This is a genomic window from Empedobacter sp. R750 (genome assembly GCF_030324345.1).
GTDB lineage: Bacteria > Bacteroidota > Bacteroidia > Flavobacteriales > Weeksellaceae > Empedobacter > Empedobacter falsenii_C.
In genome coordinates this window covers 21,467-35,329 of record NZ_JACAGF010000006.1, presented here as the reverse complement: position 1 = coordinate 35,329, position 13,863 = coordinate 21,467, and the positions used below count along the sequence as shown (strand labels likewise).

At 33.1% G+C, this 13,863-nt stretch carries 8 protein-coding genes; 7 read left to right on the top strand and 1 reads right to left on the bottom strand.

Features of this window, described 5'->3' with window-relative positions; genetic code table 11:
* Positions 1-12 precede the first annotated feature (12 nt).
* The 7 genes from mdxK to HXZ74_RS07690 all read left to right on the top strand — a co-directional run bounded on the left by mdxK (position 13) and on the right by HXZ74_RS07690 (position 12,639).
* Positions 13-2,310: a maltose phosphorylase MdxK gene (gene mdxK / locus HXZ74_RS07720; RefSeq protein ID WP_286474712.1), complete on the top strand. Its 2,298-nt coding sequence runs from the start codon at positions 13-15 to the stop codon at positions 2,308-2,310.
* Positions 2,311-2,686: 376 nt separating this feature from the next.
* Positions 2,687-4,540, top strand: coding sequence for a glycoside hydrolase family 13 protein (locus HXZ74_RS07715; RefSeq protein WP_115001942.1), 1,854 nt, complete (start codon positions 2,687-2,689; stop codon positions 4,538-4,540).
* A 352-nt stretch (positions 4,541-4,892) separates the two neighbouring features.
* On the top strand, positions 4,893-7,070 hold the full coding sequence (locus HXZ74_RS07710) for a glycoside hydrolase family 97 protein (RefSeq protein ID WP_286474709.1): 2,178 nt from the start codon (positions 4,893-4,895) through the stop codon (positions 7,068-7,070).
* Between the two features lie 78 nt (positions 7,071-7,148).
* Positions 7,149-8,804 carry an alpha-amylase family glycosyl hydrolase gene (locus tag HXZ74_RS07705; protein WP_286474708.1) on the top strand — a complete coding sequence of 552 codons (1,656 nt, stop codon included), beginning with the start codon at positions 7,149-7,151 and terminating at the stop codon, positions 8,802-8,804.
* A 25-nt stretch (positions 8,805-8,829) separates the two neighbouring features.
* Entirely contained in the window at positions 8,830-10,218 is a 1,389-nt protein-coding gene (locus HXZ74_RS07700; RefSeq protein WP_286474706.1) for an alpha-amylase family glycosyl hydrolase, read from the top strand.
* A gap of 79 nt (positions 10,219-10,297) precedes the next feature.
* Positions 10,298-10,909: a PepSY-like domain-containing protein gene (locus HXZ74_RS07695; RefSeq protein WP_114998835.1), complete on the top strand. Its 612-nt coding sequence runs from the start codon at positions 10,298-10,300 to the stop codon at positions 10,907-10,909.
* A gap of 128 nt (positions 10,910-11,037) precedes the next feature.
* On the top strand, positions 11,038-12,639 hold the full coding sequence (locus HXZ74_RS07690) for a class I SAM-dependent methyltransferase (protein WP_286474704.1): 1,602 nt from the start codon (positions 11,038-11,040) through the stop codon (positions 12,637-12,639).
* A 73-nt stretch (positions 12,640-12,712) separates the two neighbouring features.
* Here the strand turns inward: HXZ74_RS07690 and HXZ74_RS07685 are convergent, their stop codons facing one another.
* Entirely contained in the window at positions 12,713-13,729 is a 1,017-nt protein-coding gene (locus HXZ74_RS07685; protein ID WP_280050768.1) for a DUF8428 domain-containing protein, read from the bottom strand.
* Positions 13,730-13,863 lie beyond the last annotated feature (134 nt).

The window sequence follows — 13,863 nt, the reverse complement described above, 5'->3', positions numbered from 1 at the left end:
ACAACAAACAAAATGAATCAAGATTATATCATCCCGAATGCGTGGTCAATTATCGAAGAAGGGTTTGAAAAAGATCGTGTAAAATCGTCTGAAAGTTTATTTTCTATAGGAAATGGAGCAATGGGACAACGTGCTAATTTCGAAGAATTTTATTCAGGTGATACATTTCAAGGAAGCTATGTTGCCGGCGTTTATTATCCTGACAAAACAAAAGTGGGATGGTGGAAAAACGGTTATCCAGAATATTTTGCAAAAGTATTAAATGCGTCAGTTTGGATTGGAATTGACATCGAAATTAACGGTGAAAAATTTGATTTAAACACTTGTAAAGAAGTCAAAAATTTCCGTCGCGAATTGAACATGAAAGAAGGTTTATTAGATCGTTCATTTATTGCGGTTTTACCTTCTGGATTAGAAATTGCGGTTTTTGTTCGACGTTTTCTTTCTGCTGATTTAGATGAATTAGGAGCAATTAAATATGACATCAAACCAATCAATGGAGATGCGAAAATTGTCTTCAAACCTTATGTTGATGCAGCTGTAAAAAACGAAGATGCGAACTGGGAAGAGATTTTTTGGGAACCAATTTCTTCTGAAATTAAAGGTGAACAAGGTTTCGTTCAAGCGCGTACGTTCAAAACTCATTTTGAAGTCGTAACATTTATGCAGAATAAAATCTTAGTAAATGGAAGTTATCAACAAATCGTGCCAACAAATGCTGTTAAAACTGAAACAAAAGTAGAATTCACATACGAAGTTGAGGTAAAAGCAAATGATACAGCGACAATTGAGAAATTTGGAGGTTATGTAGTTTCGACAAATCATCCTAAAAATGAATTAATTAACGCTGCCGAAAATGTATTATCTCAAGCAAATGAACAAGGTTATGAACAATTGTTAATAAACCAAAAAGAAGCTTGGGCAAAGATTTGGGAAATGGCTGATATCACGATAGAAGGTGATACGAAAGCGCAACAAGGTATTCGTTTTAATATTTTTCAATTAAATCAAACGTATTCTGGAAAAGATGCACGTTTAAATATCGGTCCAAAAGGCTTTACAGGAGAGAAATACGGAGGTTCTACATATTGGGATACAGAAGCATATTGTTTGCCATTTTATATGGTGACAAAAAATCAAGAAGTTGCGCGAAACTTATTAATGTACCGTTTTAATCAATTGGATAAAGCAATTGAAAATGGTGAGAAATTAGGTTTCAACAAAGGTGCAGCTTTGTATCCGATGGTTACGATGAATGGTGAAGAATGCCACAATGAATGGGAAATTACATTCGAGGAAATTCACCGAAATGGAGCGATTGCATTTGCGATTTACAATTACGTTCGTTTTACGGGAGATCAAACGTATATTCCAGAAGCTGGTTTAGAGGTTTTATTAGGAATTGCGCGTTTTTGGAAACAGCGTGTAAATTGGTCAAACGACAAAAAACAATATGTGATGTTAGGTGTTACAGGTCCTAACGAATACGAAAATAACGTTAACAACAATTTCCATTCAAATTATTGTGCGCAATGGTGTATGAATTATTTGTTGGAACAAGTTGAAAACGTCAAAACTAATTATCCTCAAGATTTCGCTCGTATCGCTGCAAAAAGAAGTATTACTGATGCAGAATTAGCAGAGATGAAAGAAGTTGCGGCGAATATTTATTTTCCATTCAGCGAAGAATTAGGAATCTATTTACAGCAAGATGGTTTCTTGGATAAAGATTTAACACCTGTTTCTGAATTACCAAAAGAAGAACGTCCAATTAACCAAAAATGGTCATGGGATAGAATTTTACGTTCGGCTTATATCAAACAAGCAGATGTTTTACAATCGTTCTATTATTTTGAAGATCAATTTTCGAAGGAACAATTAGAAAAACATTTTGATTTCTACGAACCATTAACGGTTCACGAATCATCATTATCGCCTTGTGTTCACTCTATTCAAGCGGCAACGTTGGGGAGAATGGAGCAAGCATATACATTTTATTTGAGAACTTCTCGTTTAGATTTAGACGATTATAACAAAGAAGTTCACGAAGGATTGCACATCACATCTATGGCTGGAACTTGGATGTCGATTGTAGAAGGATTTGGTGGAATGCGTGTGAAAAACGATCAATTGTATTTTGAGCCACGTTTACCAGAACAATGGGAAGGTTTTACATTTAAAGTAAATTTCCGTCATCAAATCCTAAAAGTTATTGTAAATAAAGGAGAAACAACATTTGAATTGGAAGGAACAGAACCATTAGAGGTTTATGTTTTCGACCAGAAAGTAGTTGTTCAGCCTTCGATTTAATAAAGGGAATCTAATACCTTGAAGGCTTCGGTTTTCAGGGTATTTTTATTTAAAGTAATAGGTTTTAAGTTCTACGTTCTAAGTTTATTCTGAAAACGTATTTTAAAAATGGCATTAAATCTATGACGTAAATAAAATTTAATAAGTGAAGAGTAAAAATGATTTAATGAGCGATAGCGAATTTTTAAATCATTCTCGAAACGGTTTAAATTTTTAGTCAAATAGATTTACCGCCTTGACTTTTTTGATTCGTTTTTGTGTCAAGACAAAAATGAATAATAATAAGATTCTTCGATAAACTTAGAATGACAATTTCATTAATGTAGTAAAGTAAATGTCATTCCGACGAATGGAGGAATCTAAAAAAACAAAACACATGAAAAAAATACTATTATTATCATCTTTCCTATCAACATTTGCGTTTGCTCAAATCCAAAAAGTTGAGCCAATGTTTTGGTGGAAAGGAATGAAAAATCCAGAAGTTCAAATTCTAGTTTATGGAAAAGATATTAGTAAATACAATATTGAATTATCAGATAATGTTAAAATTCAAAATTTACAGAAAACTGAAAATCCAAATTATGTTTTTGTAACGATTAATACGAATGAAGTAAACAAATCATCATTCAAAATTAACATCAAAAACAAAAATAAAATTGTTGATTCGTATACATATGAATTAAAAGATCGTCAACCAAATTCTGCAAATCGAACATCTTTTACATCAAAAGATATGGTGTATTTGATTATGCCAGATCGTTTCGCAAATGGTGATGAAAGCAACGATTCGAAGAAAGAATTAACAGATAAAGCCAATCGTTCTATTCCAGATGGTCGTCATGGTGGGGATTTGCGAGGAATTATCAACAATTTAGATTATTTACAAAATCTTGGTGCAACAGCGGTTTGGTTAACGCCTGTTAATGAAGATAACGAGAAACAACATTCCTATCATGGCTATGCACAAACTGATTTGTATAAGATTGATGGACGTTACGGAAGCAATGAAGATTATCGCGAATTATCGCAGAAATTAAATCAACGTGGAATGATGTTGATTCAAGATTATGTGACAAATCATTGGGGAATTTCGCATTGGATGATTCAGGATTTGCCTTCGCAAGATTGGATTCACAAATTTCCTGGAGGAAAAGATGGTTTCCGTCGTTCCAATTATCGTACAACAACTCAATTTGATAAAAACGCTGCAGAAGTAGACAAAAAAGAAGCGTTGAATGGTTGGTTTGATTATACAATGCCAGATATGAATCAATCAAATCCGTTAGTGCTAAATTACTTGACGCAAAATGCAATTTGGTGGATAGAATATGCAGAATTAGGAGGAATGCGTGTTGATACATATCCGTACAATGACAAAGAAGGAATGGCGAAATGGGTGAAAGCAATTACGACAGAATATCCAAATTTCAATGTAGTTGGAGAAGCTTGGATGTATTCGTCTGCGCATATTTCGTATTGGCAAAAAGATTCTAAAATTGCTGAAATCGATAATTATAATTCGTATTTACCTTCTGTAATGGATTTTCCATTGTTTTCAGAATTGCCAAAAGCAATCAAGGAAGAGGAATCGTGGGATAAAGGAATGATTAAATTGTATAATTCGTTCACCAATGATTTTCTATATCCAGATATCAACAATATGTTTGTGTTTATGGAAAATCACGATACAGAACGTTGGAACGAAATTATGAATGGAGATGTGAATGATTATAAACTTGGTTTGTCATTAATTTCGACTGTTCGCGGAATTCCTCAAGTATATTACGGGTCTGAAATTGGGATGCGAGGAGATAAAAGTAAAGGTGATGCAGCAATTCGACAAGATTTTCCTGGAGGTTGGAAGTCAGATAAACAATCGGCTTTTACAAATGAAGGAAGAACTTCGGAGCAAAAAACGTTTCACGATTTTACAGCAAAACTTTTCAATTGGCGAAAAAATAAAGAAGTTATTCATTCAGGAAAAACAAAACATTACATGCCACAAAATAATGTTTACGTTTATTTTAGATACAATGAAAACGAATCTGTAATGATTATTTTGAATGCAAATCCAGAAAAACAAACGTTCAAATTAGATCGTTTTGCAGAATCATTAAACGGATTTACTTCTGGAAAAGATATTATTTCGGACAAAGTTTTACCAATCAATACAAACGGAGAAATCACAATTGATGGTAAATCTTCGATGATTATTGAACTTGGAAAGTAGTAGGTTTCACGTTTATTCTGAAAACGTATTATAAAAAATGGCATTAAATATATGACGTAAATAAAATTTAAAAAGTGAAGAGTAAAAATGATTTAATGAGCGATAGCGAATTTTTAAATCATTCTCGAAACGGTTTAAATTTTTAGTCAAATAGATTTACCGCCTTGACTTTTTTGATTCGTTTTTGTGTCAAGACAAAAATGAATGAAATATAAAAGTCATCCTGAATTCATTTCAGGATCACATAAAGTAGAGAATGAGAAGCTGAAACAAGTTCAGCTTGACAAGAAATTTATTGCTTTACGCATTAGGCGTAAAGCATAAAACAGACAATAAAACAAAAACAAGAAATATGAAAAACTTTAAGTTTATACTGGGGTTAGGAATCGCGATGATGAATATGGTTTATGGACAAGAATTGAAATCTCCAAACGGAAATTTTGTAATGGATTTTTCGTTGTCTAAAGATGGAAAACCTACTTATCAGTTAAAATACAAAGGAAAAGATGTGGTTAAACCAAGTCATTTAGGATTTGAGTTTAAAACGAAGCATAAAGAAATGGATTTTGCAGTGCAAGATCGAGTAGAAGATGAGCGTGCAAAAGACATTGCAAACTTCTTATCAGGTTTCAAAATTATTGATACTAAAACATCAACTTTTGATGAAACTTGGAAACCGGTTTGGGGAGAAGTAGACAAAATCAGAAATAATTTCAACGAATTAGCGGTGACGGTTTCTCAACCAAATACAGATAGACAAATGATTATTCGTTTTCGTTTGTTTAATGAAGGATTAGGTTTCCGTTACGAATTCCCAGAACAAAAGAATTTGAAATATTTTGTGATCAAAGAAGAGCATTCACAATTCGCAATGGCAGGAGATCATACTGCTTTTTGGATTCCTGGTGATTACGATACGCAAGAATACGATTACACAGAATCTAAATTATCAGAAATTAGAGGATTATTTGATAAAGCTTATATTGGAAATGCATCTCAACAAGCTTTCTCAAAAACAGGAGTACAAACATCTTTGATGATGAAAGCAACAAATGGACTTTACATCAATTTACACGAAGCAGCGTTGATTAATTATCCTGCAATGAGTTTGAATTTAGATGATAAAACATTAACGTTTGAATCTTGGTTGACTCCTGATGCTTTGGGTGATAAAGGTTATTTACAAGCGCCTTTCAATACGCCTTGGCGTACTATTATTGCGAGTGATGATGCACGAGAAGTTGCTTTCAAAGGTCCGCAATTGGTTTATAATTTGAATGAACCTTCAAAAATTAAAGATACTTCTTGGATCAAACCTGTAAAATACGTTGGTGTTTGGTGGGAAATGATTACAGGAAAAAGCTCTTGGGCATATACAGATGATTTTCCGACAGTACAATTAGGTGTAACCGATTATAAAAATGCGAAGCCAAACGGAAAACATGGAGCAAATAACGAACATGTAAAAGAATACATCGATTTTGCTGCAGAAAACGGATTTGATGCTGTTTTAGTTGAAGGTTGGAACGAAGGTTGGGAAGATTGGTTCGGTAATCACAAAGACTATGTGTTCGATTTTGTAACACCTTATCCAGATTTTGATGTGAAAATGTTAAATGCTTATGCAAAATCTAAAGGTGTAAAAATTATGATGCACCACGAAACTTCGGGTTCTATTCGTAATTATGAAAGACATTTGGAAAAAGCCTATAAATTCATGAACGATAACGGTTATACATCTGTAAAAAGTGGATATGTAGGTGATATCGTTCCTCGTGGAGATTATCATTACAGCCAAAATACGATTAATCATTATCAATATGCAATCGAAAAAGCGGCTGAATATAAAATTATGGTTAATGCTCACGAAGCGGTTCGTCCTACAGGAGTTGCGCGTACATGGCCAAATTTAATCGGAAACGAATCTGCTCGTGGAACAGAATACCAAGCTTTCGGTGGTTCTAAACCAAATCACGTAACGGTTTTACCTTTCACGCGTCTTTTAGGTGGGCCAATGGATTACACGCCTGGTATTTTCGAAATGGATGTGAAAAAATTAAATCCAAACAACCATTCTCACGTCAATTCTACGATTGCAAATCAGTTGGCTTTATACGTGACAATGTATTCGCCTTTGCAAATGGCTGCTGATATTATTGAGCATTACAAACAATTTTCTGATGCATTTCAATTCATCAAAGATGTACCTGTAGATTGGCAAGATTCTAACTATTTAGAAGCTGAACCAGGAAGATATTTAACAATTGCACGTAAAGACAAAAACTCAAATAATTGGTTTGTTGGAAATGTAAATGGTGAAACGCCACGTTCAACGAAAATCAAATTAGATTTCTTAGATAAAGGAAAAAAATACGAAGCGAAAATCTATGCTGATGCAAAAGATGCGCATTATAAAACAAATCCTCAAGCCTATAAAATCGAAACAAAAAAGGTTGATTCAAAATCTGTTTTAGATTTAACATCTCAAGCTGGTGGAGGTTTTGCAATTAGCATTAAAGAGATTAAATAAGTCTTAAGTTACAAGTTCTACGTTATAAGTTGAGAAATATTTCACTTAAAACGTAGAACTTAAAACATACAACGTATTATGAAAAAAATACTTTTCACATTAGGAATAGCGTCATTGTTTTTAAGCTCTTGTTCAAAAACAACAACACAAGCTACGCAAACAAATCATTCAGAAAAACAACCATTTGTTTGGAATGGTGCAAATATTTATTTTTTGTTGACCGATCGTTTCGAGAATGGAGATAAAAAGAATGATATCAATTACGGAAGAACTGCTGAAACGTCTAAATTAAGAGGTTTTGAAGGTGGAGATTTTCGTGGAGTAATCAATAAAATAGAAGATAATTATTTTTCAGATTTAGGAGTTAATGCGATTTGGATGACACCGATTGTGGAGCAAATTCACGGTTTTGTAGACGAAGGTCAAGGAAAAACATATGGATTTCACGGTTATTGGACAAAAGATTGGACGTCGATTGATAAAAACTGGGGAACTGAAAAAGAGTTGCAAGAATTGGTTGACAAAGCCCATGCGAAAGGCATTCGTATTATGTTGGATGCGGTGATTAATCACACAGGTCCAGTGACAAATTCTGACGGCGTTTTTCCTGCTGATTGGGTTCGTGTATCGCCACAATGTACCTATGAATCTTACAAAACGACGATAGAATGTACGTTGGTGAAAAATCTACCAGACATTTTAACGGAATCTGAAAATGATGTAATGTTGCCACCGCAATTGTTAGCAAAATGGTCAAAAGAAGGTCGTTTGGATAAAGAAGTTGCTGAATTGAATGCTTTTTTCGCGAAATATAACCTTCCAAAAGCACCGAAATATTACATTATGAAATGGCTTTCAGATTATATTCGTAAGTATGGAATTGATGGTTATCGTGTCGATACGGTGAAACATACGGAAGAAAATGTTTGGAAGAAATTCGAAGAAATTTGTCAAGATGCTTTCGCAGAATATAAAGCGAATAATCCTACAAAAGTATTGGATCAAAACAAGTTTTTCTTGTTAGGAGAAGTTTATGGATATTCGATTAATGATGGTCAACAATATAATTTCCCTGATAAAACGGTTAATTATTTTGAGAATGGATTTGATGCATTGATCAATTTTGATTTACGTTCAACTCAAAAAGAATCCAATCAAACAGTTTTTGATCGATACAATGATATTCTTCAAAACAAGATGAAAGGAAAGTCTGTGATGAGCTACATTACCTCTCACGATGATGGTTCGCCTTTTGATAAAGATCGTCAAAATCCTTGGGATGCGGGAACTCGATTGTTATTAGCGCCAGGGATTTCTCAAATTTATTATGGAGACGAAACGGCTCGTCCGCTAGAAATTGAAGGTGTTGATGGAGATGCAAATCTTCGTTCGAATATGAATTGGGAAGATATTAAACCAAATTCAGAAACGGAATCATTATTGAACCATTACCAAAAATTAGGACAATTTAGACGAAATCATCCAGCAGTTGGAGCAGGAAATCAAACAGATTTGCAAAATTCTCCGTATATTTTTACAAGAAAATATAAGACAGACGAAGTGGTGATTGGTTTGGAAATGCCAATTGGTAAAAACACAATTAATGTAAGTTCTGTTTGGAAAGATGGTACCAAAGTTCGCGATGCTTATTCAGGTTTTTCTGGAAAAGTTGTGAACGGAAATTTAGAATTGAACACGACTTCTGATATTGTGTTATTAGAGAAAGTGAATTAATTTTTTGAGAAGTAATAGAAGAAAAATGATAAAAAAAATAGTTGGTTTAACCTTGATGACAACTTTGTTTTTAACAAGTTGTGAAAGCAAAAAGGAAACAAAGTCAGAAGATGTTAAAACTGAAATGAAACAACAAGGTATTTTACCTTTTACGGCTGATATGGCGGAAACTTCTGTGATTTATGAAGTGAATGTTCGTCAGTTTTCACCAGAAGGAACTTTTGCAGCGGTAACAAAAGAGATTTCGAATATCAAGAAATTAGGTGTTAAAATCCTTTGGATTATGCCTATTTATCCAATTGGAGAAGAAAATCGAAAAGAAGGTTTAGGTTCGTATTATTCGATCAAAGATTATAGAGGAATCAATCCAGAATTTGGAAATGCCGAAGATTTCAAGAAATTAGTTGATGAAGCGCACAAAAACGGAATCTATGTGATTTTGGATTGGGTTGCGAATCACACAGCTTGGGATCATCCTTGGGTAAAACAACATCCTAATTGGTACGAACAAGATAAGAACGGAAAAATGCATTCTCCTTACGATTGGTCGGATGTTGTGGCGTTAAATTTCGATAACAAAGAAATGCGCAAACAGATGATTGCCGATATGAAATATTGGTTAGATGATTTCAAAATTGATGGTTTCCGTTGTGATATGGCGCATGAAGTTCCGACAGATTTTTGGAACGAAGCAAAACCACAATTGACAAATGGTCGTGAAATTTTTATGTTAGGTGAAACAGAGAAGCCAGATTTGTTAGCAAATAATGCATTCGACGCCGCTTACGGTTGGGAAATTCATCATATCATGAATGATATTGCAAAAGGTAAGAAAAACGTTTCTGCGATTGATGCGTACATGGATTCGATTCCGAAAAAATGGCAAGCCGATGATTATAAATTATTGTTCACATCAAATCATGACGAAAATTCTTGGGCTGGAACTGAATATGAAAGAATGGGTGATGCAGTGGAAACATTTGCTGCATTAACATATACTTTACCAGGAATTCCGTTGATTTATAATGGACAAGAAGAAGATTTTAATCGTCGTTTAAAATTCTTTGTTAAAGATTCTATTGATCGTAATCCAACTTCAAAAATGCGTGGCGTTTACGAAAAGTTAGGAGAACTTAAAATCACAAATGAAGCATTTAATGGAGCGAAAAAAGCGGCTTCTTACGAACGTTTGAAAACATCTGATGATAAATCTATCTTAGCGTTTAAGCGTCAAAAAAATACGACAGAAGCTTATTTTATTGCGAATTTTACGAAAGCAAATAAAGAAATTACAGTTCCAATCAATGGGGTGTATAAAAACTTTATGAACAACGAAGATGTCACATTTGATGCAACAACAAAACTGAAATTAAAACCTTGGGAGTACCTGATTTTAGTTCAGAAGAAAAAATAATTTCTTAAAAGCTGGTTAAATTTTTAACCAGCTTTTTTTATGGTATAATGCTTGTTGATAAACGTTTAAAATCCAAATCATGAGAAAAATAATTTTATCAACAGCCGCCATTTTAAGTTTAGTTTTATCTTCGTGCGAATCGAAGAAAACAGAAAACACAGAAGTTGTAACAAATAAATCTGAAGTTGCAGAACAGCCAATTGTTTTGGAGAGTGATATTGCAAATAATCCAGAGTCATCGACTTCGTCAAATACCTATGTGGTTTTGCAAGATAATGGTCAACAAAAAACGGTAAATATTGACCCGAATGAAACCGTTATTTCAGCAAATAATTTGCCTGTTAATGCACAAAATTTTGTTTCGAAAAACTTTGGTAATATGGAGTTCGTGAATGCGATAAAAGAAGTTGAACGCAATATCACAACATATAATATTCAGTTGAAAGACGGAACAAAAATAGAATTTACAGATAATGGTGATTGGAAGGAAGTGAAAAATGGTCTAGGAAAAGCGATTCCGATTAAATTTTTCCCAGATAATATTCAAAAATATCTTCAAACTAAATATCCTAAAATTGATGCGAAATCAATTGAAATGGATACAAAAGATAAAGAAATAAAAGTAGAATTGTTACAAAATAATGTCGATTTGAAATTTGATCTGAATGGTAATTTTATCAAAATTGATTAATCACATACATCAAAAACCTTATCAATAGATGAGGTTTTTTTTATTTCTGATTTTTAAAATTTTACAATAACCTTCACATCAACTTTTCGCAATTTTCAATATATTTATAGTAGAAAAAATCAACCAAAATGGATAAAAAATATTTGAGATCGCTAATTTTTAGACATCTCGATGGTTTGGTAACGGCTCCGGTATTAAGCGCTTTGGCTAAAAAAGGAGCTTTGCATTACATTGTCGAGCACAAAACTATACAGTTAGAAGAATTGACAAAAGAATTTCAGGCAAACGAAGGTTATCTAAATGTTGCTTTGCGTGTATTGGCTTCGCAGAATATGTTAGAATATTCGGTGGACAATGCGAAAGATAATGTCGAAATTCAAACCAATAAATATTCGGATCGCGCATTTACTAATATTGATATTTACCATGATTTAGCTGTTTTTTTGGCAGAAAATGAGGTAATCAATCAACATGATTTTTCGGATGAGTTTTGTAAAAAATGGATCAAATTATTTGATAAATATAAAACTTATTTGATGACTGCTGATGACGAAGAGTTTCTTGAAAAACCTTTGCATTATCAAATTACCAAACATATCGAAGGCGTTTTAGTTGGACCAATTATTGTGCGAATGGGAATGAGCGGTTTGTTTCATAAATACTTTATGGAAGCCTCTTTCAATCCAGATGAATTTCACAAAAATCCACAAACTTTCGAAAAAATATTGGAAAGATTAACCGAATTAGGTTGGTTTACTAAACACGAAAAAAACTATAAATTCACCGAAATAGGATTGTTTTTTGCGCGTCGTGCAACATCGTATGGTGTTACAGTTTCTTATTTACCAATGTTTGCAAAGTTGAATGATTTACTTTTCGGTTCGCCAACAAAATTGCGTGAAATTACCGATGGTGAAGATGAGCAACATGTTAATCGCGAAATGAATGTTTGGGGTAGTGGAGGAGCGCATTCCACTTATTTCAAAGTGATAGATGAATTTATTGTAGATATTTTCAATCGTCCGATAGAAGAGCAACCGAAAGGGATTTTGGATATGGGATGTGGAAATGGAGCGCTTTTGCAACATTTGTATGATGTCATAGAACGTCAAACCTTACGCGGAAAACATCTAGACGAATACCCACTTTTCTTGGTTGGTGCAGATTATAATCAAGCAGCATTGAAAGTAACGCGTGCCAATTTAATTAAAAATGATATTTGGGCAAAAGTGATTTGGGGCGATATTGGCGATCCAGATCGTTTGGCAACGGATTTGAAAAATGATTATTCAATAGAGTTGAGTGATTTATTAAATATCCGTACATTTTTAGATCATAATCGAATTTGGGAAGATGTAAATGATGTCAAAACAAATCGAATTAGTGCTTCTACAGGAGCTTTTGCATTTAGAGGAAAACGATTATCAAACAATGATGTGGAACAAAACTTATTGAATCATCTTAAAAAATGGGCGCCTTATGTAGATAAATTTGGATTGTTGTTGATCGAATTACATACGATTTCTCCAGATTTAACGGCGAAGAATTTAGGAAATACGCCTGCAACAGCGTATGATGCGACGCATGGATTCTCGGATCAATATATTGTGGAAGTAGATGTTTTTCATCGTATTTGTCAAGAAACTGGTTTGGTTCCAGATAAAACATTATTCAAAAAATATCCAAACAACGAATTGGCAACTGTTAGTATTAATCTTTTGAAACGATAATATTTAAAAAATATATTAAATCAAAAAAAGCTCAGCAATTGCTGAGCTTTCTTGGTTAGTCTTGTATCAATAATTAGTTTAGGGTTATTTTTGCTTGACTAATCTTAAATCCATTTTCGTAAACATTGAACGTGTAAACTCCTTTTTGGAATTCCTCGTTTTCCCAATCAAACGTAATATTTTTTGTTTGTCCGTTTGTGTAATTAAAGTTGATTGCATCAGAGAAATTTACTGTATCTCCAGATCTCAATTCAATTTGTCCACCTTGTGCATTTCCATATCTTCCTAAAGTTCCATCAGGATTATAGATAGCAACATATAATTTTTTCTCTCCAGATTCTGTTCTCGAATTACGATCTACATCAAAAGAAACACGAATTTTATCTATACGTTTTGCACGTGTTTTTTCAACTTCTTTTCCGCTATTTCTTACACGAATTCCTTTGATTTGTTGATTCGAAACAGATAAAGTTGAACTTAATTCATTAATCTTTCCTTTCGAAATTGCATTGTCTTTTTGACGAACACTTTTTTCTGTTTCGTAGTTATATGTTAACTCTTTATTGTTTTCTCTTAAATTATTGTTGTCTGTTGTTAAAGCAGAATTTTTATTATTTAATTCGTCAACACTACGTACAAGAATTGCATTTTCTTTTTGTAAACGCGCAACTTCAGATTTGTAATTTTTTACACTTCCTTCTAAATCGTTGATCATTTTACGAGCACGATTCATTTCTTCTGCAGTAGGATTGTCTTTATCTAGAATTTCTTGAATATCTTGATTCTTTAACTGAATCATATTTTCTTTATCGCCCAATAAATTGTTACGATCTTCGATACGAGCTTTATATTGTGTATAGTCGTTTAAAATAGAATCATATTGTTTACGAATTTGATCTTTTTGACCCGTTTCGTTTTTAAGGATTTGAGAATTTAAAGATTCATTTTTTTCAAGATTCCCGATTTGGTTTGCTTGATAAATATTATATCCTACGCTTCCTGCTAATAAGATTCCGACTAATGCCAAAGGAACTACTAAACCGTTTTTTCCTTTGTTTGTTGGTTGATTGTTTTCTTCTAATCCTTGCATATGAATTATTATTTAAGGTTAATTGTTTTTTTATTGTTTCTAGTGTTAAGAAATTATGATGCCAAAAACTTATGATGATGTTAAAATGAGGGTTTTTTAACAAATTTTTTCACATTTTAGACCGAAAATGAATA

Excerpts from the sequence above, each read along its gene's own strand:
- HXZ74_RS07715 (WP_115001942.1), top strand. The coding sequence starts at position 2,687 with ATGAAAAAAATACTATTATTATCATCTTTCCTATCAACATTTGCGTTT.
- HXZ74_RS07710 (WP_286474709.1), top strand. The coding sequence starts at position 4,893 with ATGAAAAACTTTAAGTTTATACTGGGGTTAGGAATCGCGATGATGAAT.
- mdxK (WP_286474712.1), top strand. The coding sequence starts at position 13 with ATGAATCAAGATTATATCATCCCGAATGCGTGGTCAATTATCGAAGAA.
- HXZ74_RS07695 (WP_114998835.1), top strand. The coding sequence starts at position 10,298 with ATGAGAAAAATAATTTTATCAACAGCCGCCATTTTAAGTTTAGTTTTA.
- HXZ74_RS07685 (WP_280050768.1), bottom strand. The coding sequence starts at position 13,729 with ATGCAAGGATTAGAAGAAAACAATCAACCAACAAACAAAGGAAAAAAC.
- HXZ74_RS07705 (WP_286474708.1), top strand. The coding sequence starts at position 7,149 with ATGAAAAAAATACTTTTCACATTAGGAATAGCGTCATTGTTTTTAAGC.
- HXZ74_RS07700 (WP_286474706.1), top strand. The coding sequence starts at position 8,830 with ATGATAAAAAAAATAGTTGGTTTAACCTTGATGACAACTTTGTTTTTA.
- HXZ74_RS07690 (WP_286474704.1), top strand. The coding sequence starts at position 11,038 with ATGGATAAAAAATATTTGAGATCGCTAATTTTTAGACATCTCGATGGT.